Origin of the sequence: Pseudoxanthomonas kaohsiungensis, assembly GCF_010211765.1 — a bacterium.
GTDB classification, from domain to species: domain Bacteria; phylum Pseudomonadota; class Gammaproteobacteria; order Xanthomonadales; family Xanthomonadaceae; genus Pseudoxanthomonas; species Pseudoxanthomonas kaohsiungensis.
The window spans coordinates 52,484-76,387 of the sequence record NZ_PDWO01000011.1 but is presented as its reverse complement, the minus strand read 5'-3'; the positions used below and the strand labels follow the sequence as shown (position 1 = coordinate 76,387).

At 71.0% G+C, this 23,904-nt stretch carries 18 protein-coding genes and 1 pseudogene; 8 read left to right on the top strand and 11 right to left on the bottom strand.

The genetic code is table 11. The annotated features are described in order from the left end of the window. The first annotated feature begins 10 nt into the window (after positions 1–10). The 4 genes from CSC66_RS12265 to CSC66_RS12250 all read left to right on the top strand — a co-directional run bounded on the left by CSC66_RS12265 (position 11) and on the right by CSC66_RS12250 (position 4,872). Positions 11–757, top strand: a complete 747-nt coding sequence (locus tag CSC66_RS12265) for a fumarylacetoacetate hydrolase family protein (RefSeq protein ID WP_162377678.1) — start codon at positions 11–13, stop codon at positions 755–757. A 69-nt stretch (positions 758–826) separates the two neighbouring features. Then, entirely contained in the window at positions 827–1,231 is a 405-nt protein-coding gene (gene mscL / locus CSC66_RS12260) for a large-conductance mechanosensitive channel protein MscL (RefSeq protein WP_162377677.1), read from the top strand. Between the two features lie 91 nt (positions 1,232–1,322). Continuing rightward, complete coding sequence (locus CSC66_RS12255; protein ID WP_162377676.1) at positions 1,323–2,738, top strand: M28 family peptidase; 1,416 nt, start codon at positions 1,323–1,325, stop codon at positions 2,736–2,738. Positions 2,739–2,847: 109 nt separating this feature from the next. Beyond that, on the top strand, positions 2,848–4,872 hold the full coding sequence (locus CSC66_RS12250) for a glycoside hydrolase family 97 protein (protein WP_162377675.1): 2,025 nt from the start codon (positions 2,848–2,850) through the stop codon (positions 4,870–4,872). A gap of 110 nt (positions 4,873–4,982) precedes the next feature. Here the strand turns inward: CSC66_RS12250 and CSC66_RS12245 are convergent, their stop codons facing one another. From CSC66_RS12245 to cysD, 7 genes are all read right to left on the bottom strand, one after another. Continuing rightward, positions 4,983–5,840, bottom strand: coding sequence for a TrmH family RNA methyltransferase (locus CSC66_RS12245; RefSeq protein WP_162377674.1), 858 nt, complete (start codon positions 5,838–5,840; stop codon positions 4,983–4,985). A 1-nt stretch (position 5,841) separates the two neighbouring features. Further along, positions 5,842–7,341, bottom strand: a complete 1,500-nt coding sequence (locus CSC66_RS12240; protein ID WP_162377673.1) for an alanine/glycine:cation symporter family protein — start codon at positions 7,339–7,341, stop codon at positions 5,842–5,844. A gap of 112 nt (positions 7,342–7,453) precedes the next feature. Next, positions 7,454–8,005: a GNAT family N-acetyltransferase gene (locus CSC66_RS12235; protein ID WP_162377672.1), complete on the bottom strand. Its 552-nt coding sequence runs from the start codon at positions 8,003–8,005 to the stop codon at positions 7,454–7,456. After that, positions 7,998–11,132, bottom strand: a complete 3,135-nt coding sequence (locus tag CSC66_RS12230; protein WP_162377671.1) for an efflux RND transporter permease subunit — start codon at positions 11,130–11,132, stop codon at positions 7,998–8,000. Before CSC66_RS12230 ends, CSC66_RS12235 begins: the two co-directional genes overlap by 8 nt. A gap of 4 nt (positions 11,133–11,136) precedes the next feature. Continuing rightward, entirely contained in the window at positions 11,137–12,222 is a 1,086-nt protein-coding gene (locus tag CSC66_RS12225) for an efflux RND transporter periplasmic adaptor subunit (protein WP_162377670.1), read from the bottom strand. 121 nt (positions 12,223–12,343) lie between these two features. Continuing rightward, positions 12,344–14,269 carry a sulfate adenylyltransferase subunit CysN gene (gene cysN, locus CSC66_RS12220; RefSeq protein WP_162377669.1) on the bottom strand — a complete coding sequence of 642 codons (1,926 nt, stop codon included), beginning with the start codon at positions 14,267–14,269 and terminating at the stop codon, positions 12,344–12,346. Further along, positions 14,269–15,180: a sulfate adenylyltransferase subunit CysD gene (gene cysD / locus CSC66_RS12215; RefSeq protein WP_162377668.1), complete on the bottom strand. Its 912-nt coding sequence runs from the start codon at positions 15,178–15,180 to the stop codon at positions 14,269–14,271. Before cysD ends, cysN begins: the two co-directional genes overlap by 1 nt. A gap of 239 nt (positions 15,181–15,419) precedes the next feature. Here cysD and CSC66_RS12210 point away from each other — a divergent pair, with 239 nt between their 5' ends. Genes CSC66_RS12210 through CSC66_RS12200 form a run of 3 tightly spaced genes read left to right on the top strand, consistent with a single transcriptional unit; the run spans position 15,420 to position 19,807 of the window. Beyond that, positions 15,420–17,276, top strand: coding sequence for an assimilatory sulfite reductase (NADPH) flavoprotein subunit (locus CSC66_RS12210; RefSeq protein WP_162377667.1), 1,857 nt, complete (start codon positions 15,420–15,422; stop codon positions 17,274–17,276). A gap of 19 nt (positions 17,277–17,295) precedes the next feature. Beyond that, entirely contained in the window at positions 17,296–19,023 is a 1,728-nt protein-coding gene (gene cysI / locus CSC66_RS12205; RefSeq protein ID WP_162377666.1) for an assimilatory sulfite reductase (NADPH) hemoprotein subunit, read from the top strand. A 40-nt stretch (positions 19,024–19,063) separates the two neighbouring features. Then, positions 19,064–19,807, top strand: a complete 744-nt coding sequence (locus CSC66_RS12200) for a phosphoadenylyl-sulfate reductase (protein ID WP_162377665.1) — start codon at positions 19,064–19,066, stop codon at positions 19,805–19,807. A 69-nt stretch (positions 19,808–19,876) separates the two neighbouring features. On the opposite strand, the gene CSC66_RS12195 is transcribed toward CSC66_RS12200, so the two are convergent. The 4 genes from CSC66_RS12195 to CSC66_RS12180 form a co-directional block, all read right to left on the bottom strand. Beyond that, positions 19,877–20,557 carry a hypothetical protein gene (locus tag CSC66_RS12195; protein ID WP_162377730.1) on the bottom strand — a complete coding sequence of 227 codons (681 nt, stop codon included), beginning with the start codon at positions 20,555–20,557 and terminating at the stop codon, positions 19,877–19,879. Positions 20,558–20,713: 156 nt separating this feature from the next. Continuing rightward, positions 20,714–20,980, bottom strand: coding sequence for a hypothetical protein (locus tag CSC66_RS12190; RefSeq protein WP_162377664.1), 267 nt, complete (start codon positions 20,978–20,980; stop codon positions 20,714–20,716). A 386-nt stretch (positions 20,981–21,366) separates the two neighbouring features. Next, complete coding sequence (locus CSC66_RS12185) at positions 21,367–21,750, bottom strand: DUF6165 family protein (protein ID WP_162377663.1); 384 nt, start codon at positions 21,748–21,750, stop codon at positions 21,367–21,369. A 116-nt stretch (positions 21,751–21,866) separates the two neighbouring features. Then, positions 21,867–22,850, bottom strand: a complete 984-nt coding sequence (locus tag CSC66_RS12180) for a LysR family transcriptional regulator (protein ID WP_162377662.1) — start codon at positions 22,848–22,850, stop codon at positions 21,867–21,869. Positions 22,851–23,015: 165 nt separating this feature from the next. Here CSC66_RS12180 and cobA point away from each other — a divergent pair. Next, positions 23,016–23,858, top strand: a pseudogene (gene cobA / locus CSC66_RS12175) (uroporphyrinogen-III C-methyltransferase); the annotation flags it as partial. Positions 23,859–23,904 lie beyond the last annotated feature (46 nt).

The following is a 23,904-nucleotide window of genomic DNA, read 5'->3' as shown; positions in this document are numbered from 1 at the left end:
GGACCGATCGATGAGTGACGCACGCGCCCACGAGGCCAGCCCCGCCGCCCCCCGGGCGGACGTGATTCCCGTTCCCGTCGTGCCGCGCGTGGACGTGCGCGGCGGCGGCCGTTTCCCGGTACACCGCATCTACTGCGTCGGCCGCAACTTCGCCGACCACGCCCGCGAGATGGGGGCGGTCGCGCCGGCGTCGAAAGCCGAGCGCGGCACGCCGGTGTTCTTCATGAAGCCGGCCGATGCGATCGTCACCGGCGAGGCGGTCGCCTATCCGCCGGGCACCGCCGACCTGCACCACGAAGTCGAGCTGGTGGTGGCCGTCGGCCACGACGCTCCGCCCGGGGTGCTGCCGGTGGAACAGGCCCAGGCGCTGGTGTTCGGCTACACGGTCGGGCTGGACCTGACCCGCCGCGACCTGCAGGCCGCGGCCAAGGCCAAGGGCCTGCCCTGGGATACCGCCAAGGGCTTCGACCAGTCCGCTCCGATCGGCGAGCTGGTGCCGGTGGCCGACGCCGGCCAGCTGGGCGCGCGGGTGCTCTCCCTGCAGGTCAATGGCCAGCCGCGTCAGCAGGCGCCGCTGTCGGACCTGATCTGGGACGTCCCGGAAATCCTGCACGAACTGTCGAAACTGTACGCACTGCGTGCCGGCGACCTGGTGTTCATGGGCACGCCGGCCGGCGTCGCCGCGCTGCAGCCCGGTGACCGCTACGAGGCGAGCCTCGAGGGTATCGCGCGCCTGCCGGGACGCATCGAGGCGTGATCCGCCGGCGATCCGCCCCGGGTTAGGCTAGGCGGGCCCCGCACCGGGGCCGACATCAAGGAGACACGCATGGGCATGATCAGCGAGTTCAAGGAATTCGCGATGCGCGGCAACGTGATCGACCTCGCCGTGGGCGTGGTCATCGGCGCCGCCTTCGGCAAGATCGTCACCGCGCTGGTGGAGAAGGTGATCATGCCGCCGATCGGCCTGCTGCTGGGCGGCGTCGACTTCTCCAAATGGGTGTGGGTGCTCAAGGAAGCCAGCGTGGACGCCGCCGGCAACCCGGTGCCGGCCGTGGGCATTGGCGTGGGCGAGTTCCTCAATGCGATCGTCCAGTTCGTGATCGTGGCCTTCGCCATCTTCATGCTGGTCAAGGCGATCAACCGCATCTCGCGCCGCGAGGCGCCGCCGCCGCCCGGCCCGACCGAGGAAGTGCTGCTGCTGCGCGAGATCCGCGACTCGCTCAAGCGCTGAGCCACCGTCGCCCGCCGCTCCCGTGACCATGCGCACGGGAGCGGGATGGTGGCGTTTGCTAGGCTCGACGGATTGCCTGCCGGAGTCCGTGATGCGCCTCGCCCTGCTTGCCGCCGCCCCGATCGTTTCGATACTGCTCGGGTTCGCCACCCCGGCGACCGCCGCCGAAACACGCATTCCCCAACGGGCCCTGGCCCAGGCCGAACAGCTGCGCGAACGCGCGCTGGCCGACGACACCGGCTGGAAGGTCACCGAATCGCTGACCACCGAGGTCGGACCGCGCCTGGCCGGCAGCGAGGCCGATGCGCGCGCGGTCGCCTGGGCCAAGGCCAAGTTCCAGGAGCTGGGCTTCGACCGCGTCTGGACCGAGCCGGTGACGTTCCCGAAGTGGGTGCGCCGCAGCGAGAGCGCGGCGGTGGTCGGCGCGCATGCGCAGCCGCTGCAGATCACCGCGCTGGGCGGCAGCCCGGCCGGCACGGTCGAAGCGCAGGTCGTGCGCTTCGCCGACCTGGCCGCGCTGGAAGCGGCGCCGGACGGTTCGCTGGCCGGGAAGATCGCCTTCGTCGACTACCAGATGCCGGCCGCGCGCGACGGCAACGGCTACGGCAAGGGCAGCGCGGTGCGCTCGAAGGGCCCGTCGGCGGCGATCCGCAAGGGCGCCAGCGGCTTCCTGATGCGCTCGGCCGGCACCGACAACCACCGCGTGCCGCACACCGGCATTACCCGCTACGACGAAGGACTCACCCCGGTACCGTCGGCGGCGCTGAGCATTCCCGATGCCGACCAGCTCGCGCGGCTGCTTGCACGCGGGCCGGTCAGCGTACGCCTGGCCGTGGACGCCGGCTGGGATGGCCAGTACACCTCGCAGAACGTGATCGGCGAGATCACCGGGCGCAGCAGGCCGAAGGAGATCGTGCTGATCGGCGGCCACCTGGACTCGTGGGATCTGGGCACCGGCGCGGTCGACGATGCGGCCGGCATCGGCATCACCATGGCCGCGGCGAAGCTGATCGCGCAGCTGCCCCGGCGCCCCGCGCGCAGCATCCGCGTGGCCGCGTTCGCCAACGAGGAGCAGGGCTTGCACGGCGGCAAGGCGTACGCCAAGGCGCATGCCGCCGATGTGGCCAGGCACCAGCTGTCGGCCGAGAGCGACTTCGGCGCCGGCCGCATCTACGCGTTCAACACCGGCGCGCCGGAGCATGCGCGCGCGGCCACCGCGCAGATCGCGCGGGCGCTGGCGCCGCTGGGCATCGAGTACGCGCCGGACAAGGGTGGCCCCGGGCCCGACATCGGTCCCCTGGCCGCCCAGGGCGCGACCTGGGCCTGGCTGGCCCAGGACGGTACCGACTATTTCGACCTGCACCACACCGCCGACGACACGCTGGACAAGATCGATCCGGCGGCGCTGGCGCAGAACGTGGCCGCCTACGCCGTGTTCGCCTACCTCGCCGCCGAGGCCGATGGCGATTTCGGCAGCAGCGCGAAGTCCGGCGACGCCGCGCCCTGAGCCCGCGACGCCGCTGCAGGCGGCGTATGCCGCCTGCGCCATAGGGTATTCCAGACACGACGCGGACTTGCGGCTTACCCTGCCGGGCGTGCCCTGGAGGGATACCGGAATGCCTGCGAGTCGCGCCCTGCTCCTGACCATCGCCCTGCTGGGTTTTGCTCCGCGGGGCGAAACCGCTCCCGCCACGCCGCTGCAGCTGCAGTCGCCCGGCGGCCAGGCGAAGGTCGTACTGTCACTGGATGGCGAAGGCCGCCCGTCGTACGCGGTGGAATGGAACGGCAAGCCGGTGCTGCTGCCCTCGCCGCTGGGCGTGCAGCTGGGGCCGGATGACCGGCTGGATCGCGGGCTGCGCGTGGTCGACGCGCGCCGCGGCGGCAACGACAGCACCTACGAACTGGTGGCCGGCAAGGCCAGCCGCGCGCGCGACCACTACCGCCAGCTCGAAGTGGACCTGGCCGACGCCGACGGCCGCACCCTGGGCGTGGTCCTGCGCGCCTACGACGACGGCGTCGCGCTGCGCTACCGCGTGCCGCTGCCCGCGCGCGGCGACCTGGTGGTGAAGGAGGACCTGACCGGCTTCCTGTTCCCGCGCGACTACGCCTGCTGGATGCTCAACCTCGGCACCTTCGGCACCAGCCACGAAGGCGAGTACGACCGGTTCGCGGCCTCGAAGCTGCGGCCGATGCACCTGATCGAGCTGCCGCTGGTCTGCCGCACCGGCGACGGCGACGCCAGCTTCGCCATCGCCGAAGCGGACCTGGACCGGTTCGCCGGCCTGTACCTGAGCGGCCGCGGCGACGGACGCCTGGGCGTGGAAGCGCGCCTGTCGCCGCGCCTGGACGAACGCGGCATCGCGGTGCGCCTGCCGCGTGCCCAGGTCGCCGCCGGCGGCCACCTGACCCCCTGGCGCGTGCTGATGCTCGGCGACAGTCCCGGCGCGCTGGTCGAATCCAACCTGATCTCCAGCCTCAACCCACCCACCCCGATCCAGGACACGTCCTGGATCCGCCCCGGCAAGACCGCCTGGGACTGGTGGTCGGGTGGCCTGGCTCCGGACGTGGCGGACGCGGGCATGAACACCGCGACGATCAAGCGCTACATCGACCACGCCGCGGCGCTGAAGCTGGAGTACATGCTGATCGACGACGGCTGGTACGTGGGCAGCCTCGGCAACGGCCTGTACAACCCGGAGGCCGACATCCTGCGCGCGGTACCGGAGCTGGACCTGCCCGCGGTGGTCGAATACGCGCGCCAGCGCGGCGTCGGCATCTGGGTGTGGGCGCACTGGAAGTCGCTGGAACCGCGCATGGACGAAGTCTTCGCGCGGTATCGCGACATGGGCATCCATGGCGTCAAGGTCGACTTCATGGACCGCGACGACCAGGAAATGGTCGCCTTCTTCCACCGCATGATGGCCAGCGCCGCCGAGCACCGGCTGATGCTCGACCTGCATGGCGCCTACCGCCCCACCGGCCTCAACCGCACCTGGCCGAACTTCCTCACCCAGGAGGGCGTGCTCGGCGCCGAGTACAACAAGTGGAGCCGGCGGATCACCCCGACCCACAACGTGACCCTGCCGTTCACCCGCATGCTGCTGGGACCGATGGACTACACGCCGGGAGGCTTCCGCAACGTGACGCCGGAACAGTTCCAGCATTCCTTCACCGGACCGAAGGTGATGGGCACGCGCGCCCACCAGCTGGCGATGTTCGTCGTCTACGAAAGCGCGCTGCAGATGGTGGCCGACAGCCCGGACGTCTACGTCGGCAAGGAGGGCGGCCTGGCGCCCGGCGCCGACTTCCTGTCGATCGTGCCGGCGACCTGGGACGAGACCCGCGTGCTGGCCGGCGAGATCGGCGAGTACATCGTGGTCGCCCGGCGCAGCGGCCGCGACTGGTACATCGGCGCGATGACCAACGAGCAGCCGCGCACGCTGGAGGTGCCGCTGGACTTCCTGGCCGCCGCGGACTACCAGGCCACGCTGTGGCGCGATGGCGCCTCGCCGACGGACGTGCGCCGCGAGGAGAAGCGGATCGACGCCAGGCACCGGACGCTGACGCTCGAGCTGTCCGGCGGCGGCGGCGCGGCGGTGCACCTGGCGCCGCCGTCGCCCCGCATCGCCGCAGGCTTGTAGGATCACAGCTCGCTGGCGACACCAGCGCCGGAATTGCGAGTCCTTCGCCTGGGCCGTTGCCATCGCGTCGCGGGCGCTCTTCCACGGCGCATGTCCGGTCTCCCCGGCTCCTACACTGTGAAATTGCGCGCCGCCCAGCGCGACAGGAACACCGCGGTCGCCGCCGCCACGTTGAGGCTTTCCACCGCGCCGCTGCCCGGAATCGACAGGCGGCGGTCGCAGGCGGCGGCCAGGGCCGCATCCATGCCCTCGCCCTCGGCGCCCATCACCAGGACCAGGCGCGCCGGAAGCTCCACCGCGAACAGGTCCTCGCCGCCACGCACGACCGTGGCGGCGAGCTGGAAGCCTGCCCTGCGCAACGTGTCGATCGCCTCGACCGGCGGTGGCAGCCGCACCAGCGTCACGGCTTCGGCGCCGCCTTCGGCCACGCGCGCGGCCGCGCCGGAGAGCGCCAGCGGCGAGCCGGCGGGCAGCAGCACCGAGGCGCCGAAATGCGCGGCGGTGCGCAGGATCGCGCCGAAGTTGTGCGGGTTGCCGACGCCATCGAGCCATAGCGCCAGCGCCGCCGGGTCCAGCCCGTGCAGCCAGCCGTCCAGCGGTTGCGGCTCCACCCGCAGCACGTCGGCCACCACGCCCTCATGGTGCGAACTGGCGGCCAGCCGCTCCAGGTCGCTTTCCTCGACCACGCGGTAGCCGACCCGGTGCTTGACGCACCAGGCCAGCAACGGCTTCAGCGCGGGGATGCGGGATTCGACCAGGTAGAGCTTGCGGATCGCGTCGGGCCGGCGACGGAACACCGCATCGACCGCATTGAGGCCGTACAGCCGCACTTCGCTGCGCGCGGTGGCCGGCACCGCCGGCTGCGGATCGCGCGACGCCGCCGGATGCCGGCGCGGGCGGTCGGCGCCGGGGCGCGGACCGCTCGGGGGCTGGGCGCGCGGTGGTCGCTTGTCCCAGGGTCCGGCCATCTCAGCCGCGCGCCTTCCAGAAGTCGGCGTTGCGGATGCCCAGCGCCTCCGGGTCGAACACCGGGTCCAGGCCCAGCTTCTTCTGGCGCTCGTAGTCGCGCAGCGCCAGCAGGGCCGGCTTCTGCAGGATCAGGATGGCGATGACGTTCAGCCACGCCATCAGGCCGACGCCGATGTCGCCCAGGGTCCAGGCCATCGCGGCGTTGTGGTAGGCGCCGAACACCACCATGCCGATGATGCCCAGCCGCAGCAGCAACGTGGCCAGCGGGTGGGTCTTCTTCACCCCGGCCAGGTAGGTGAGGTTGGTCTCGGCCATGTAGTAGTACGCCATGATCGTGGTGAAGGCGAAGAAGAACAGCGCCAGCGCCACGAACCCCGCACCCCAGCCCGGCAGCACCGACTCCACCGCCGCCTGGGTGAACTGGGCGCCTTCCGAAGGCTGCACGCCGGGCACGCCCTCGACGATCGCCACCAGCGCCTGCTGGCCGTTCTCCGTCACGGCCTTGAACGTGTTGTACATGCCGGTGGACAGCAGCAGGAACGCGGTCGAGGTGCAGACCAGCATGGTGTCGAAGTAGATCGCGAACGCCTGCACGTAGCCCTGCTTGGCCGGGTGCGAGACTTCCGCCGCCGCCGCGGCGTGCGGGCCGGTGCCCTGGCCGGCCTCGTTGGCGTAGATGCCGCGCTTGACGCCCCAGGCGACGGCCTGGCCGATGATCGCGCCGAACGCCGCATGCGCCCCGAATGCGCTGGAGAAGATGTCGGCGAACATCGCCGGCACCTTGCCGGCATTGGCGATCATCACGATCACCGCCATCAGGATGAAGGCCAGCGCCATGAACGGCACCACCACCTCGGCGAAGGTGGCGATGCGCTTGATGCCGCCGAAGATGATCAGCGCCAGCACCGCGGCCACGCCCAGCCCGATCCACAGCTTCAACGCGCCGGCACCGCCGACCGCCTCGCAGGCACCGGCCCCGCACAGGACGTTGGTCGCGCTGTCGGCGATCGCGTTGGCCTGCACGCCCGGCAGCAGCAGGCCGGTGGCGACGACCGTGGCCACGGCGAAGGCCACCGCGTACCACTTCAGGCCCATCGCCTTCTCGATGTAGTACGCCGGACCGCCGCGGTAGCGGCCCTCCGCGTCCTTCTCCTTGTAGATCTGCGCCAGGGTGCATTCGATGTACGAGGTCGAGGCGCCGAGGAAGCCCATCACCCACATCCAGAACACCGCGCCCGGGCCGCCGTAGGCGATGGCCGTTGCCACGCCGGCGATGTTGCCGATACCCATGCGCCCGGCCATCGAGATCGCCAGGGCCTGGAACGAGGAGACGCCGGCGTCGGACTTCTGGCCGGTCACGGTGAGCCGGCACATCTCGGCGAATCCGCGCACCTGCATGAACCGGGTGCGGAACGAGAACCACAAGCCGGCACCCAGGCACAACGCGATCAGGGCGTTGCTCCAGATGATGCCGTTGATCCAGGCAAAAAAGGCTTCCACGGGGATGGGTCTCCGGCCGTCGTGTCGCGGGTAAGGGATGGGGCGGCGGTCGCCGTCCAGTGCCTGAAAGATACCCGTAACCTGCGCCGCTGCGCAGTCCCCGTGCGACGCGTCAGCGCGACCAGAGCCGCCCGAACAGCCGCAGGTCATGGAAACCGTCGGCCTTGAGGACCGCAGCGCGGCGCCGCCCTTCCTCCTGGAAGCCGTTCTTCTCCAGCACCCGCGCCGATGCGGGGTTGCCGTCCAGCACGCTGGCCTCGATCCGTTGCAGTCGCAGCGCCGGCACCACCCAGTCCAGGTAGGCGGCGACGATCCGGGTCATGTGTCCCTGCCCCCAGTGGCGCCGGCCCAGCCAGTAGCCCAGTTCGGCGCCGTGCGCGCGCTCGCCCTGCCCGGGCCGCACGGCGACGCTGCCGCAGGCCTCGCCGGCGATCTCGATCGCCAGCACCGGGCCGTCCAGGTCGACCACGCGCCCGGCCAGGAAGGCTTCGCCGTCGGCGCGCGTGTAGGGATGCGGGAAGCGCTCGCTCAGGCCGCGCGGCACCTGCGGATCGTCGGCATGCCGGAGCAACGCGCCGAGGTCATCGGCGCTCCATGCGCGCAGGATGAAACCCTCGCCCGGGACGCGCACGCCGGCATACGGCCGCGAGCCCGCCTCAGCCATGGCCCCCGACCGGCGGCGTGTCGGCCTCCAGCTTCTCCAGCCGGTGCGCCAGCGCATCGGGCGAACGCGTGTACGGCGCCAGCAGCGAGTAGAACGCCGGTACCACGTACAGCGACAGCAGCGTGGAGAAGGTCACGCCGAAGATGACCACGATGCCGATGGTCGCGCGGCTGGCCGACCCGGGCCCGCCGGCCAGTACCAGCGGCACCGCGCCCATGACCGTGGCCACCGAGGTCATCAGGATCGGCCGCAGGCGCACCTTGGCCGCCTCGGCGATGGCGCCGTGCACGTCCGCCCCGTCGTCGCGCAGCTGGTTGGCGAACTCCACGATCAGGATGCCGTTCTTCGCCGCCAGGCCGATCAGCATGACGATGCCGATCTGGCTGAACAGGTTGAGCGTGCCGCCGGTCACCCACAGTCCGATCAGTGCGCCGAGCACCGCCAGCGGCACGGTTAGCATGATCACCAGCGGATGCAGGAAGCTCTCGAACTGCGCGGCCAGCACCAGGTAGACGATCAGCAGCGCCAGGGTGAAGGTGAGGAGGATCGCGCCGCCGGCCTCCTGGTACTCGCGCGATTCGCCCTTCCAGTCGACCTGCGCGTAATCGGGCAACTCCTCGGCGACCACCTGGCCCGTCCACTCCAGCGCCTCGCCCATGCTGTAGCCGGGCGCCAGGCCCGCGCTGATCGTGATCGCGCGCAGGCGGTTGAAGCGGTTGAAGCTGCCCGGCTCGGCCAGCTCGGAGAGGGTCACCAGGTTGGACAGCGGCACCAGCTCGCCGCTGCCGCCACGCACGTAGGTCTGGGCCAGGTCGGAGGGATCCACCCGCTTCTCGCGGCCGGCCTGCAGGATCACGTCGTACTCCTCGCCGTTGTCCACGTAGGTGGTCACCTGGCGCGAGCCCATCATGGTTTCCAGCGTGCGGCCGATCTCCTGCACCGGCACGCCCAGGTCGGCGGCGCGGTTGCGGTCGATCTCCACGCGCATCTGCGGCCGCGTTTCCTTGTAGTCCGAGTCCGGGTCCTGGATGCCGGGGTTGGCCTCCATCCGCTGCATCACGCGGTCGCGCCACTGGGCCAGCTCGGCATAGTCGGGGCCGCCCAGCACCAGCTGGTAGCGCTGGCCGCGGCTGCCCACCAGGCCGCCGGGCACGTTGGCGCGCGCCTGCACGCCGGGCAGCTCGGCGAACTGGGCGCGCAGCTTGCGCACGACCTCGTCGGTGGGCACGTCGCGTTCGTGCCAGTCGTCCAGGAACACGATCACCTGGCCGGTATGCATGTCCTCGCCACCGCCCCAGCCGCGCGGCACGCGCGAGTTGGCGCGCTGCACCGGCTTGCCGTCGCCGACCTCGGCCAGCACGATCTTCTCCACCTGCTGCATCTGGCCGACGGTGTAGTCGAAGCCCGCGCCCTCGGGGCCGTCGACCATCACGAAGAAACGGCCACGGTCCTCCGCCGGCGCCAGTTCGCTGGGCACGCGGACGCCGAGCACCACGATCGCCACCGCGCACAGCCCCATCGCCACCGCCAGCAGCGCCAGCAGGCGCCGCCCGGGCACCGCGACCAGGCGCCCGACCTGCCTGCCATAGCCTTCGCCGATGCGGTTGAGGTTGCGCTGGATCCAGGCATGCAGGCCGCGCGGGGTGCCGTGCGGGCGGACCAGCTTGGACGACATCATCGGGGTCAGGGTGAGGGCGACGAACGCCGAGATCGCCACCGCCGCCGCCAGCGCCACCGACAGCTCGCGGAACAGGCGCCCGGTGTTGCCCTCCATGAAACCGACCGGCAGGAATACCGCCACCAGCACCGCGGTGGTGGCGATCACCGCGAAGGCGACCTGGCGCGTGCCGCGGCGCGCCGCCACCAGCGGTGGCTCGCCCAGGTCGGCGCGGCGCTGGATGTTCTCCAGCACCACGATCGCGTCGTCGACCACCAGGCCGATGCACAGCACCAGCGCCAGCAGCGTCAGCAGGTTGATGGAGAACCCGAAGGCGTACAGGGCGATGAATGCCGACACCAGGCACACCGGCACCGTCACCGCCGGGATCAGCGCCGCGCGCAGGCTGCCCAGGAACAGCCAGATCACCAGGAACACCAGCGCCATGGCCTCGGCCAGGGTCCAGTACACGCGCTCGATGGAGGCCTCGATGAAGGTGGTGCTGTCGTAGGCGACGAAGATGTCGGTGCCTTCGGGCAGGGTCTTCTGGATGGTCTCGGCTTCCGCACGCGCGGCCCGGGCCACGTCGAGCGCATTGGCGGTGGAGGTGCGCACGATGCCCAGGCCGACGTTCGGCACGCCATTGCTGCGCAGGTACGCGCGCCGCTCCTCCGGGCCCAGCTCGACCTCGGCCACGTCGCCCAGGCGCACGACGTAGCCGTCGACGCCCTTGCGCAGCGGCAGCTGGGCGAACTGCGCGGGCTCGCGGTAGCCGCGTTCCACGCGCAGGGTGAAATCACGGTCGAGCGACTCGATGCGGCCGGCCGGAAGCTCCACGTTCTGCGCGCGCAGTGCGTTCTCCACGTCGGAGGTGGTGATGCCGCGCGCGGCCATTGCCTCGCGGTCCAGCCAGATGCGCATCGCGTAGCGCTGGCCGCCGCCGAGCTGGACGCGGGCGACACCATCGAGCGAGGACAGCCGGTCGACGACGTAGCGGTCGGCGTAGTCGGTCAGCTCCATCGTGTCCATCGCGGTGGAGCGCATGTTGAGCCAGACGATGACATCCGCGTCGGCCTCGACCTTGGAGATCTCCGGCGGATCGGCCTCGTCCGGCAGGCGGTCCATCACCCGGCTGACGCGGTCGCGCACGTCGTTGGCGGCCGCCTCGATGTCGCGGGTCAGGTTGAACTCGATGGTGACGTCGGAGCGCCCGCTGCGGCTCTGGGACTGGATGGTGTTGATGCCCTCGATGCCGGCCAGCCCGTCCTCGAGGATCTGGGTGATGCGGGTTTCGACCACCGCCGCGGAGGCGCCCGGGTAGTTGACCTCGACCGACACGATGGGTGGATCGATGTTGGGCAGCTCGCGCAGGGTCAGGCGCATGAACGACATCACGCCCAGCACCACCAGCAGCAGGCTCACCACCGCGGCGAACACCGGGCGCTTGATCGACAGGTCGGAGAGGTTCATCGGCTCAGTTCCCGTCCGGAATCGTCGCCGCGGCCGCCGGTTCGGGCCCGGCCGGCGCCGCCTCGGCCACGACCACGCCCGGCCGCAGCTTGCCGGTGCCGTCGACGACGATCCGGTCGCCCGCCTCCAGGCCCTCGATGATCTCGGCCTTGCCGTCGCGGCGCACGCCGACCCGCACCGCCGCCTGCTCGACCTTGCCGTCCTGGGCGACGCGGTACACGAACGAGTCGCGCCCGACCTGCACCACCGCGATCTCCGGCACCACCAGCGCCTGGCGTTCCGGGCGGAACAGGCTTACGTCCAGCAGCATGCCCGGGCGCAGCAGGCGTTCGGGATTGTCGAACACCGCGCGCACGGTCACCGCGCGGGTACCGGCATCGATCCGCGCATCGGCGGTCTGCACCTCGCCCTCGAACCGCTTGCCCGGCCAGGCCGCGGTGGTCGCGCTGACGCGCGCACCCGGCACCATCGCCGACAGGGTCGCCTCGGGCACCTGGAAATCGACGTACATGCGCGAGATGTCGTCGAGCGTGGCGATCACCGCGTTGGGCGTGAGCAGCGCGCCCGGGCTGACCTGGCGGATGCCGAGCACGCCGGCGAACGGTGCGCGCACGTGGCGGTCGCGGATGTCGGACTTCATCTGCCGCACGCGCGCGGCGGCGACGTCGCGCAACGCGCGCTGTGCGTCCAGGGTCGAGCGGGCGACCAGCTGCTGGTCGGCCAGGCCCTGCAGGCGCCGGTACTGCTGGTCGGCCTCGGCCAGCGTCGACTCGGCTTCGCCCAGCGCCGCCTCCTGCGCGTCCACGCGCAGGGTCACCAGTGGCTGGCCGGCTTCCACCTGCTGCCCGCTCTCGAAATGGACCTGGTCGACGATCTCGCTGACCTTGGCGGTCAGGGTCACCGATTCGCGTGCCTGCGCGGTGCCCAGGGCCTGGACCGTATCGCTCCAGGCGACCGGCTGGACGGTGGTGGTGGTGACCGGGATCGCAGCCGGTGCTGAAGTCGCGGCGGCCGGGTCGCGGCCACAGGCCACCGTCGACCCCAGTACACCCGCCAGGACCAGTCCCCTGGCCAGGAATCGTGACACCATCGACCGCCTCGCTGCGTTCATTCACAAACCGCCGAGTGTAGCGAGCGGGTGTTAACGCCTGTATGTGCCGTTGGTTGACACGGCGCGTGAACGAGCGGCCGCGGGTGGTCCGCGCGGCCGGCTACAGCCAGGACGTGCCGCCGCTCCAGTCCGGGTCCAGCGCGTGCATGGCCTGCAGCACCTGCGCCACCATCGCCTCGGGCGTGCTGGTCGCCGCGTGCAGGTGGACCTCCGCGTGCTCGGGCGCCTCGTAGGGCGAATCGATGCCGGTGAAGTTGGGGATCAGGCCGGCGCGCGCCTTGCGGTACAGGCCCTTCACGTCGCGGGCCTCGGCCACCTCCAGCGGCACGTCGACGAACACCTCGACGAACTCGCCGTCGGCGAAGCGCTCGCGGGCCATGCGCCGCTCGGCGCGGAACGGCGAGATGAAGCTGACCAGCACGATCAGGCCGGCGTCGGCCATCAACCGGGCCACCTCGGCCACCCGGCGGATGTTCTCCACCCGGTCCTCGTCGGTGAAGCCCAGGTCGCGGTTGAGCCCGTGGCGGACGTTGTCGCCGTCCAGGACGAAGGTGTGGTACCCGAGCGCGTGCAGGCGCTTGTCGACCAGGTTGGCCACGGTCGACTTGCCGGCGCCGGACAGGCCGGTGAACCACAGCACCTTCGGCACCTGGCCCTTGATCCGCGCGCGCGCGGCCCGGTCCACGTCCAGGTGCTGCCAGTGCACGTTGTCGGCGCGGCGCAGGGCGAAATCCAGGGTGCCGGCGGCGACGGTGTCGTTGTTCTGGCGGTCGATCAGGATGAAGCCGCCCAACGCGTGGTTCTCCGCGTACGGAGCGAAAGCGACCGGCTCCTCGAGGCTCAGGTTGCAGTAGCCGACCTCGTTCAGCTCCAGGCGCTTGGCCGCCAGGTGCTCCTGGGTGTTCACGTCGACCCGGTGCTTGATCTCGCTGATGCTGGCCGACACGGTACGGGCACCGATCTTCAGCCAGTACGGCCGGCCCGGCAGCAGCGGCGAGTCGCTCATCCACAGCACGTGCGCGGCGAACTGGTCGGCCACCGCCGGCGGATCGCCGGCCGCGGCGATCACGTCGCCGCGGCTGACGTCCACCTCGTCGGCCAGGGTCAGGGTCACCGCCTGGCCGGCAAAGGCGCGCTGGACCGGGCCATCGGGGCCCAGCACCTGGGCCACGGACGAACGGCGCGCCGAAGGCAGCACCACCACCGCATCGCCCGGGGCCACCTCGCCAGCGGCGATCGTGCCGGCGAAGCCGCGGAAATCCTGGTTGGGCCGGTTGACCCACTGCACCGGCAGGCGCAACCCACCGCCGGCATCACCACCATCCAGGACCACTGTTTCCAGATGTTCGAGCAGGGCCGGGCCCTCGTACCAGCGCGTCTTGTCCGAGCGCTGCAGCAGGTTGTCGCCTTCCAGGGCCGACAACGGGATCGCCTGGACGTCGGCGATGCCCAGTTGCGTGGCCAGCGCCCGGTAGCCCTCGACGATCCCGTCGAACACCGCCCGGTCGTAGCCGACCAGGTCCATCTTGTTCACCGCCAGCACGACATGGCGGATACCCAGCAGCGAGACGATGTAGCTGTGCCGGCGGGTCTGCGCCAGCAGTCCCTTGCGCGCGTCGACCAGGACCACGGCCAGGTCGGCGGTCGAGGCGCCGGTGGCCATGTTGCGGGTGTACTGCTCGTGGCCCGGGCAGTCGGCGACGATGAACTTGCGCTTGTCGGTGTCGAAGTAGCGGTAGGCCACGTCGATGGTGATGCCCTGCTCGCGCTCGGCCGCCAGGCCGTCCATCAGCAGCGCGTAGTCGATCCGCTCGCCCTGGGTGCCGTGGCGGCGGCTGTCGGCCTCCAGCGCGGATAGCTGGTCGTCGAACAGGCGCTTGCTTTCGTACAGCAGGCGGCCGATCAGGGTGCTCTTGCCGTCGTCCACGCTGCCGCAGGTGATGAAGCGCAGCAGCGGCTTGTCCTCGTGCTGGCGCAGGTAGGTGCTGATGTCGGCGCTGGTCGCGCCGGTCGCGTCGGCGGCCATCAGAAGTATCCCTCCAGCTTCTTCTTTTCCATCGAGGCGGTCGGGTCCTGGTCGATGACCCGGCCCTGGCGCTCGGAACTGGTGGCCACCAGCATCTCGGCGATGATCTTCTCCAGCGTGTCGGCCTGCGACTCGATCGCCCCGGTGAGCGGATAGCAGCCCAGCGTGCGGAAGCGGACGTTGCGCAGTTGCGGCGTTTCGCCGGGGCGCAGGGGCAGGCGTTCGTCGTCGACCAGGATCAGCGCGCCGTCGCGCTCGACCACCGGGCGCGGGGCGGCGAAGTACAGCGGCACCACCGGGATCTTCTCGCGGAAGATGTACAGCCACACGTCCAGCTCGGTCCAGTTGGACAGCGGGAAGGCGCGCACGCTCTCGCCCTTGCGCACGCGGGCGTTGTACAGGCTCCACAGTTCCGGGCGCTGGCGCTTGGGGTCCCAGCGGTGGTTCTCGTTGCGGAAGGAGAACACCCGCTCCTTGGCCCGCGACTTCTCCTCGTCGCGGCGCGCCCCGCCGATGGCCGCATCGAACTGCCACTGGTCCAGCGCCTGCTTGAGGCCCTGGGTCTTCATCACGTCGGTATGCACGGTGGCGCCGTGGGTGAACGGGCCGATGCCCTGGGCGACGCCATCGGGATTGATGTGGACCCGCAACTCCACCCCGGTCTCGGCGGCGCGACGGTCGCGGAAGGCGATCATCTCGCGGAACTTCCAGCGGGTATCGACGTGCAGCAGCGGGATCGGCGGCGGCGCCGGCGCGAACGCCTTGAGCAGCAGGTGCAGCAGCACCGAGCTGTCCTTGCCCACCGAGTACAGCAGCACCGGGTTGCGGAACTCGGCGGCGACCTCGCGCAGGATGTGGATGCTCTCCGCTTCCAGGCGGTCGAGGTGGGACAGGCGGTGCGGCAGGGTCATCGACGGTTCGGCGGTGGGAACGGCGTGGGACGGGGCGGCACGGGCCGGGGCGTCCCCCGGCCGCGCAACGCCCCGCAGCCCGGGCGCGGGCCCGGGACGGCGAATGTTCGGGGTGCAGGCCGGCCCGGCGAAATAAGCGCAGAGCATAAGCCAATAACCACAAGCCGTTTCAGCTTGGTCTCGTGGATTCCTACCATCGGTGGCCCGTCTAGCCAAGACGCCCCGCCGAGCCCGCCAGGATGACCGCTGCGCCCACCGCGCTGCCCCCCAGTCCGCTCAACGAGGACCGCAAGGTCCTGCTGGCCCGGCTGGTCGAGGGACTGGACGGCCCGTCGCTGTGGTGGCTGTCCGGCTATACCGCCGGCCTGGCCCAGGTGCAGGCCCCGCCGCACCTGGCGGTCCTGCCGGGTGGTGCGGCGGCCGCGGCCACGCCACAGGCCGGTCAGCGCCTGACCATCCTCTACGGCAGCCAGACCGGCAACGCCCGCCGCGAGGCGGAGAAGATCGCCCAGGCGGCCGAAGCGGCCGGCCTGGCGGTGCGCCTGGTCCGTACCGATGCCTATGCCACCCGCGAACTGGCCGGCGAGCGCCTGCTGTACCTGGTGATCAGCACCCAGGGCGAGGGCGACCCGCCGGACGATTCGATCGGCTTCACCGAATTCCTGCTCGGCAAGCGCGCGCCGAAGCTGCCGGAGCTGAAGTTCGCCGTGCTCGGCCTGGGCGACACCAGCTACGCCGACTTCTGCGGCATCGCGCGCAAGCTCGACGGCCGCCTGGCCGAACTGGGCGCGCAGCGGGTGGCCGAGCTGGGGCAGGCCGACCTGGACATCGATACCGTCGCCGGGCCCTGGCGCGAGCGCGCGCTGGCCCAGGCCCGCGAGCTGCTCAAGTCCACCGCCGCGCCGGCCGCGCACCTGGCCACGGTGACGCCGCTGCGTCCGGCCGCCGCGGCCTGGTCGCACGAGCGCCCTTTCCCGGCCGAAGTGCTGGCCAACCAGCGCATCAGCGGTCGCGAGTTCAAGGGCCAGGGTTTCCTGCAGTACGGCAGTGGCGACAAGGACGTGCGCCACATCGAACTGTCGCTGGAAGGGTCCGGCCTGGCCTACGAACCGGGCGATGCGCTGGGTATCCGCCACCGCAATCCGCCGGCGCTGGTCGATGCGGTGCTGGGCGCCACGCGCCTGGACGGCAACGCCGCTGTCACTTCCGGCGAACACACTCTGCCCCTGTCCGAGTGGCTGGCGACCCGCCGCGAGCTGACCCGGCTGTCGCGCCCGTTCCTGGCTGCGCATGCCGAACGTTCCGGCGCCAAGGCGCTGACCGAGCTGCTCGACCCCACCCAGTCCGCCGGCCTGGCCGCGCTGCTGGCCGACCACCAGCTGGTGGACGTGCTGCGGCGCTGGCCGGCGGATTGGGACCATGACGCGCTGCTGGCCGCATTGCGCCCGCAGGCCCAGCGACTGTACTCGATCGCTTCCAGCCGCAAGCGCGTGGGCGAGGAAGCACACCTGACCGTGGACGTGCTCGGCTACCACGCGCACGGCCACGAACACGGCGGCGCCGCCAGCGGTTTCCTGGCCGCGCTGGACGAAGGCGGCCAGGTGCCGGTCTACATCGAGCCGAACGAGCGCTTCCGCGTGCCGGCCGACGGCGCGCGCGACATCGTGATGATCGGCCCGGGCACCGGCGTGGCCCCGTTCCGCGCCTTCGTCCAGGAGCGCGCCGAAACCGGCGCCACCGGCCGCAACTGGCTGTTCTTCGGCGCCCAGCGCTTCAACACCGGCTTCCTCTATCAGGTCGAGTGGCAGGACGCCCTGCAGCGCAAGGAACTGCATCGCCTCGACCTGGCCTTCTCCCGCGACCAGGCCGACAAGGTCTACGTGCAGCACCGCCTGCGCGAGCGCGGCGCCGAGCTGTACGACTGGCTGCAGAACGGCGCGCACCTGTATGTCTGCGGCGCCATCGCCATGGGCAAGGACGTGCACGCCGCGTTGCTGGACATCGTCGCGACGCACAACGGCGGCGATGCCGAGGCCGCCGCCGAGTACCTCACCTCACTGCAGACCGGGGGCCGCTACAGCCGCGACGTCTACTGACGCCCGGCCCAGCCAACGCATGAGCACCACCACGCACTCCGTCGAAGACATCAAGGCCGAAAGCCACCGCCTGCGCGGCTCGCTGCTGGAAAGCCTGGCCGACCCGGTCACCGGCGCGCTGCGCGAGGACGACCAGACCCTGATCAAGTACCACGGCAGCTACCAGCAGGACGACCGCGACATCCGCGACGAACGCCGTCGGCAGAAGCTCGAGCCGGCGTACCAGTTCATGATCCGCACCCGCACGCCGGGCGGCGTGGTCACCCCCGAGCAGTGGCTCAAGCTGGACGCGGTCGCCACCCGTTTCGCCAACCACTCGCTGAGGGTCACCACCCGCCAGGCCTTCCAGTTCCATGGCGTGATCAAGCGCGAACTGAAGGCGACGATGCAGGCGATCAACGCCGCGCTGATCGACACCCTGGCCGCCTGCGGCGACGTCAACCGCAACGTGCAGGTCGCGGCCAACCCGCTGCTGTCGCGCGCCCACGCCGACCTGTACGGCGATGCAGCCGCCACCTCCGAGCACCTGTTGCCCAACACCCGCGCCTACTACGAGATCTGGCTGGACGAGGAGCGCGTGGCCGGCAGCGGCGAGGAAGAGGAGCCGATCTACGGCGACAAGTACCTGCCGCGCAAGTTCAAGATCGGCTTCGCCCTGCCCCCGGTCAACGACGTCGACGTGTACGCCAACGACCTGGGCTTCATCGGCGTGCTCGGTGCCGATGGCCAGCTCGAAGGCTACGACGTCACCATCGGCGGCGGCATGGGCTCGACCCATGGCGATGCGGAGACCTACCCGCGCCTGGCCAACAACGTCGGCTTCATCCCGCGCGCGGCCCTGCTGGACGTGGCCACGGCGGTGGTCACGACCCAGCGCGACTTCGGCAACCGGGTGCTGCGCAAGCGCGCGCGCTTCAAGTACACCATCGACGACCACGGCCTGGAGTTCATCGTCGCCGAGATCGAGCGCCGCGCAGGCGTGGCGTTCGCCGCACCGCGCGCCGCCGCGTTCGAACACAATGGCGACCGCTACGGCTGGACCGAGGGCGAGGACGGCCGCTGGCACCTGACCCTGTCGCTGCCGGCCGGCCGCATCGCCGACCGCCCCGGAGCGCCGCACCTGACGGGGCTGCGCGAGATCGCCAACGTGCACCGGGGCGAGTTCCGGATGACCGGCAACCAGAACCTGGTGATCGCCGGGGTGCCGGCGAGCGAGCGCAAGCGCATCGATGCGCTGGTCCGCGACCACGGCCTGGACGCCGGCAACCGCGCCCCGACCGCGCTGGCGCGCGCGGCGATGGCGTGCGTGGCGCTGCCCACTTGCGGCCTGGCCATGGCCGAGGCCGAGCGCTACCTGCCTGATTTCGCCGCCCGCCTGGAGCCGCTGCTGGACCAGCACGGCCTGCGCGATGCGCCGATCCTGGTGCGCATCTCCGGCTGCCCGAACGGCTGCTCGCGCCCCTACCTGGGCGAGATCGCCCTGGTCGGCAAGGCGCCCGGCCGCTACAACCTGATGCTCGGCGCGGACCACCGCGGCCAGCGGCTGAACACGCTGTACCGCGAGAACATCACTGAGGCCGAGATCGTCGAGGCGCTCGATCCGCTGTTCGCGCGCTATGCCGCCGAGCGCAACGACGGCGAAGGCTTCGGCGACTTCCTGCACCGCGCCGGCATCGTCGCCCTGCCCGTCTACCCGACCCACGTCCGCGTCGATCCGGCTTCGGCCGCGCTCGGCGAGGCCGCCTGACATACCCATGCCAACACGAAGCCTGCGTCCGGAGCCTCCGATGAGCCTCACCGCCCCCGTCGAACACGAAGCCGCCAACAGCCCGGAAGCCGTGCCGGCGCTGGACTTGGCGGCGATCAACGCACGACTGGAAACACTGGACGCCGAACAGCGCGTGGCCTGGGCGCTGGAGCACGGTCCCGGCACCGCGGCGTTGTCGTCGAGCTTCGGCGCGCAGTCGGCGGTGACCCTGCACCTGCTGACCCGGCAGCGGCCGGACATCCCGGTGATTCTGGTCGACACCGGCTACCTGTTCCCGGAAACCTACCGCTTCGCCGACGAACTGGTCGCGCGGCTGGACCTCAACCTCCAGGTCTATCGCCCGCTGGTCAGCCGCGCCTGGATGGAAGCCCGGCATGGCCGGCTCTGGGAGCAGGGCGTGGTCGGCCTGGACAACTACAACCAGCTGCGCAAGGTCGAGCCGATGCGGCGCGCGCTGGACGAACTGGGCGTGGGCACCTGGTTCACCGGCCTGCGCCGCAGCCAGTCGGCCAGCCGCGCCGACACCCCGATCGTGCAGCAGCGCGGTACCCGCCTGAAGATCAGCCCGATCGCCGACTGGTCCGACCGCGACATCTGGCAGTACCTGAAGAGGCACGACCTGCCCTACCACCCGCTGTGGCACGAAGGCTACGTCTCGATCGGCGACTTCCACACCACCACCCGCTGGGAACCGGGCATGCGCGACGAGGACACACGCTTCTTCGGCCTCAAGCGCGAGTGCGGGATCCACGAGGACATCTGACCGGGCCCGGAGAGGAGCCGCGGCATCGCCCCCGCCAACGCGCCTGTCGACGGGGCAGCGCCCCGCGATCTAGTTGCGGTCGGCCGACGCGTGCGCCTCGTCCGCGCGCTGCGCGGTGGCGCGGCTCTGCGCGAACTCGGGGAAGGTCTCCGCCAGCGAGGCCTCGTCCGGCAGGATGTAGAACACGCCGCCGCGCTCGAACGTCGGGCTCACGATCGCCTCGTAGAACTCCGGCGAGACATTGATGCAGCCATGGGTGACGCGGTTGTCGTCCGGCGAAGGCGATGCGAGGCGTTCCGGACGCCGCTCGGCCGGGACGCCCGTCGCCGTGGGATGCATGGAAACCGCCGAATCGTAGTCCACCCACAGGACGCGGCCGGCATCGACGGAGGGGCCGAAACCACCCACGAAGCGACCGGCAGGCGTGGTGCGATCCCGGCCGGGAATCTCGCGCAGCGCGAGGCCGGCGATTCCGGGCGCCGTGTGGTCGCCGACCGCCGAACCGAACAGACCCGGGGCCGCTCCACGAAGCCGGCCATCACCGCCGAACACCAGGACCTGCGCTGCCGCCTTGTCCATGATCACGAAGGGGTAACCGTGGCTGTCCCCGGTCGCGACGATCCAGCCGGCCAGCTCGATCACCGTGTCGGAAACGTCCTGGCCGGGAGGCAACTGGTCGCCCGGGACTGCGGCCGGCGCATCGGCATCCTGGGCGCTGGCAACGCCAACGCTTGCGAACCCCAGGGCCAAGACGAGCGCGCAACAAGCTACGCGTATCGCGGGATGAGTAGACGTGCGGATGGGACGGTTCCTCGCAACTGGGTAGTCAGGAAAGGAGACCGGCGGCCAGCAGGGGCCGCCGGTTCCAGGGTTCAAACGTATCGAAACACGCTGCGCAGGAAGGAATTACCCGCGCGGCTTGCGGGTCGGGGCCGATTCGAGCTGCTGGACGCGGCTTTCCAGCTGGTCCAGCCGCTGGTTGGCCTGCTGCGCCGACTGGTTGGCGGATTCGGCGCTCTGCGCCGCACCCTGCACCCGGGTATCGAGCTGGTCGAGGCGCGAGTTGATGGTCGCGAACTCGTCGTCGTAGGTAGCGCAGCTGGCAAGACCGAGAGTGGCGACCATCGCCACGCCGAGCATGCGGGCCGTTCTCAGATGGTTGGCAGAAAACATGACAATCCTCCTTCGTCCATGGGGCATCGGAATATAGCGGGCTTCGTGCGGAAGCCGTGAAGCGCCTTCAGCTAACGTTGGAATACGTTTATGGACTGTGAAGGCAGGGAGAACAACGCATCCGTGGCGTTTGAGCGGCCACCTTAATACGCAACTTTGCCTCGAATCGCGGTCATAGCCGCGAATTCGGTTCGCTTCGTTCGAGCAGGCAAACGTAGGCGATGCCGAACCGCGTGTGACGGGCGACACACTCGCGCCTGCGCATGACGAGACGCCGCATGGGAGCGAACCCGGGCCGCCCCGAAGCGGATATCTCCCCGATCGACGTCGAGGAACAACCGTATCGCCACCAGCCCACGGCGCCGAGGGCGCCCGGGTGCCGCCGCTCAACGGTACTGCTTTTCCTCCACGAACTGGGAGCCGGCCAGGCGGTTGATCTCGTTCTTGAAGCCGACGCGCTCGCCGTTGCGTGCGGCCACCGCGCGCGCCAGCTCGATGAACCCGCTGCCGAAGTCCTGCGCCGCTTCCTTGGCGCGCAGCGCGTCCTGCACGTCCCACATGCGCTCGTTCACCGCTCGCAGCTGCGCCTTCAGGCCAGCGAGCTCGGCCGAGCCCGCCGACAGCGACTCCCACAGCGGCAGCAGGCCTTCGAGTTCGACCCGCACGTTGTGGCGCTTGTCCGGCGCGGTGATCCGCTCGGCCTTGATCTCGAGGATGGTGATCTTGTCGATGAGCTCCCCGACCGAAACGGGAACCATGATCGTGTTCATGCGGGCGACCGGCTGCGTGGGAAGCAGTCATTCTAGCGACCGCGCGCGACACCGCCGCCGCGCAAGGTCCACGCCGCTGCGACGGGCCACCACGCACGGCCGGCAGCGAGGGGCGCTCAGCTGGTGATGGTCTGGGTCAGCGATTCCCAGGTGGGCGGCTCGGGCCAGTCCGGCGCCTGGTTGCCGTCGAGCACGCGGCGCAGGTCGCGCTTGTCGATCTGCGGCGCCAGCACGTTGACCATTTCCAGCGCGTAGTCGCGCAGTACCCGCTCGCGCGGCAGCACCGCCCAGGCGATGCATTCGCTCATCTCCCGCGGCGCCGGCCAGCCGCGCAGGTCGGTGTCGCCCACGCCCACCGCCATCTCGGCGAGCAGGCCCACGCCCAGGCCGGCGCGCACATAGGTCTTGATCAGGTCGGCGTCGAGCGCGGTCAGGGCCAGGTTCGGCTCCAGGCCGACGCTGGCGAAGGCGCGCTGCAGCGAGGATTCGGGGCGCACCGACGACTCGTAGCTGATCAGCGGGTGCCGCGACAGCTCGGCCATGTCCGGCGCCCGCCCGGCGCGGTCGAGCTCGTGGCCGCGCGGAACCAGCGCCAGCCGGCGCCAGCGGTACAGCGGCACCGCGATGCCGCCCTGCGGCTCGCCGCCGGCCGTGCTGACCACGGCCATGTCGGCGTCGCCCTGGCTGAGCAGGTCCAGCGCGGCGCCTTCGGCGGACTGCTGCAGGTGCACGCTCACCTGCGGGAACTCGCGTTTGATCCGCGCGATCGCCGGCGGCAGCACGAAGCGGGCCTGGGTATGGGTGGTGGTGATGGTCAGCTGGCCATGGCTCTCGCGTCGCTGGTTGGCGGCGTAGGCACGGATGTTGGTGGTCTCGGCCAGGATCACCCGGGCCCGCTCCAGCACCTCGGCGCCGGCCGGGGTGATCGCCTCGAGGCTGCGGCCCTTGCGCACGAACAGCAGGAAGCCCAACTCGTCTTCCAGCTGCTTGAGCTGCTTGGACAGGCCCGGCTGGGTGGCATGGACGCGCGCGGCGGCCAGGGTGATGTTCAGCCCGGCATCGGCAATGGCGACGAGGTAGCGCAGCTGGGTGAGCGTCATCGGAGGGGTGCCGGAGGCACTCGGGGAACGCGGAAGGGCAGGCCAAGGACTGTAGAGGCAATCGCCCGCCCAGCATATAACCGGAAGGCATGAGCACGGCGCGGCAAGTTATTTCCGGCGGTTATGAGCCGGCGCTACGGTCGGCATCCCGGCTCCCTCCGCCCCGCCCGTCCTGCCGTGACCCTATCCCCGCCCCCCGCCAGCGCGCCCTTCGACCTGCCGCCCGGCGGCGTGGCCCTGGTCGGCGCCGGCCCGGGCGACCCGGGCCTGCTCACCCTGCATGCGGTGCGGGCGCTGGAGGCGGCCGAGGTGGTGCTGTACGACCGCCTGGTGGGCCCGGGCGTGCTGGCCTTGGCCCATCCCGACGCCGTGCTGGTCGAGGTCGGCAAGTCCGCCGGCCGCCACAGCATGGCGCAGGAAGACATCCATGCGCTGATGCTGGAACACGCCGGCGCCGGCCGTCGCGTGGTCCGGCTCAAGGGTGGCGACCCGTTCGTGTTCGGCCGCGGCGGCGAGGAGCTGGAAGTCCTGCGCGCGCACGGCATTCCATACCGGGTGGTGCCGGGCATCACCGCCGCGGTCGCCTGCGCGGCCTACGCCGGCATCCCCCTGACCCATCGCGACCACGCCCAGTCGGTCCGCCTGCTCACCGCGCACTGCCGCGACGGCGTGGACACCCTGGACTGGGATGCGCTGGCCCAGGAGCGGCAGACGCTGGCCGTCTACATGGGCGTGGCCGGGCTGGAGCGGCTGCGCGAGCGCCTGCTGGCCGCCGGCCGCGACCCGGGCACGCCGTTCGCGCTGGTCGAAAACGGGTCGCGGCCCGAACAGCGGGTGGTCACCGGCACCCTGGGCGACCTGCCCGACACCGCGCGCGCGCACGACGTCGCCTCGCCGGCGCTGCTGATCCTCGGCGAGGTGGCCGCGCTGGCGACGCACCTGCACTGGTTCGGGGCCGCGCCCCTGGGCCCGCCGGTCGCTGAACCGGCCTTGGCCCGCGCCGCCTGATTAACGCGTATCCCCTCCCACTTCCCGCCTTCCCGCGACTTCCGGA

Excerpts from the sequence above, each read along its gene's own strand:
- cysI (WP_162377666.1), top strand. The coding sequence starts at position 17,296 with ATGAGCACCACCACGCACTCCGTCGAAGACATCAAGGCCGAAAGCCAC.
- CSC66_RS12250 (WP_162377675.1), top strand. The coding sequence starts at position 2,848 with ATGCCTGCGAGTCGCGCCCTGCTCCTGACCATCGCCCTGCTGGGTTTT.
- CSC66_RS12235 (WP_162377672.1), bottom strand. The coding sequence starts at position 8,005 with ATGGCTGAGGCGGGCTCGCGGCCGTATGCCGGCGTGCGCGTCCCGGGC.
- CSC66_RS12255 (WP_162377676.1), top strand. The coding sequence starts at position 1,323 with ATGCGCCTCGCCCTGCTTGCCGCCGCCCCGATCGTTTCGATACTGCTC.
- CSC66_RS12245 (WP_162377674.1), bottom strand. The coding sequence starts at position 5,840 with ATGGCCGGACCCTGGGACAAGCGACCACCGCGCGCCCAGCCCCCGAGC.
- cysN (WP_162377669.1), bottom strand. The coding sequence starts at position 14,269 with ATGGCCGCCGACGCGACCGGCGCGACCAGCGCCGACATCAGCACCTAC.
- CSC66_RS12180 (WP_162377662.1), bottom strand. The coding sequence starts at position 22,850 with ATGACGCTCACCCAGCTGCGCTACCTCGTCGCCATTGCCGATGCCGGG.
- CSC66_RS12230 (WP_162377671.1), bottom strand. The coding sequence starts at position 11,132 with ATGAACCTCTCCGACCTGTCGATCAAGCGCCCGGTGTTCGCCGCGGTG.
- CSC66_RS12210 (WP_162377667.1), top strand. The coding sequence starts at position 15,420 with ATGACCGCTGCGCCCACCGCGCTGCCCCCCAGTCCGCTCAACGAGGAC.
- CSC66_RS12190 (WP_162377664.1), bottom strand. The coding sequence starts at position 20,980 with ATGTTTTCTGCCAACCATCTGAGAACGGCCCGCATGCTCGGCGTGGCG.
- CSC66_RS12225 (WP_162377670.1), bottom strand. The coding sequence starts at position 12,222 with ATGGTGTCACGATTCCTGGCCAGGGGACTGGTCCTGGCGGGTGTACTG.
- CSC66_RS12185 (WP_162377663.1), bottom strand. The coding sequence starts at position 21,750 with ATGAACACGATCATGGTTCCCGTTTCGGTCGGGGAGCTCATCGACAAG.
- CSC66_RS12265 (WP_162377678.1), top strand. The coding sequence starts at position 11 with ATGAGTGACGCACGCGCCCACGAGGCCAGCCCCGCCGCCCCCCGGGCG.
- mscL (WP_162377677.1), top strand. The coding sequence starts at position 827 with ATGGGCATGATCAGCGAGTTCAAGGAATTCGCGATGCGCGGCAACGTG.
- CSC66_RS12200 (WP_162377665.1), top strand. The coding sequence starts at position 19,064 with ATGAGCCTCACCGCCCCCGTCGAACACGAAGCCGCCAACAGCCCGGAA.
- cysD (WP_162377668.1), bottom strand. The coding sequence starts at position 15,180 with ATGACCCTGCCGCACCGCCTGTCCCACCTCGACCGCCTGGAAGCGGAG.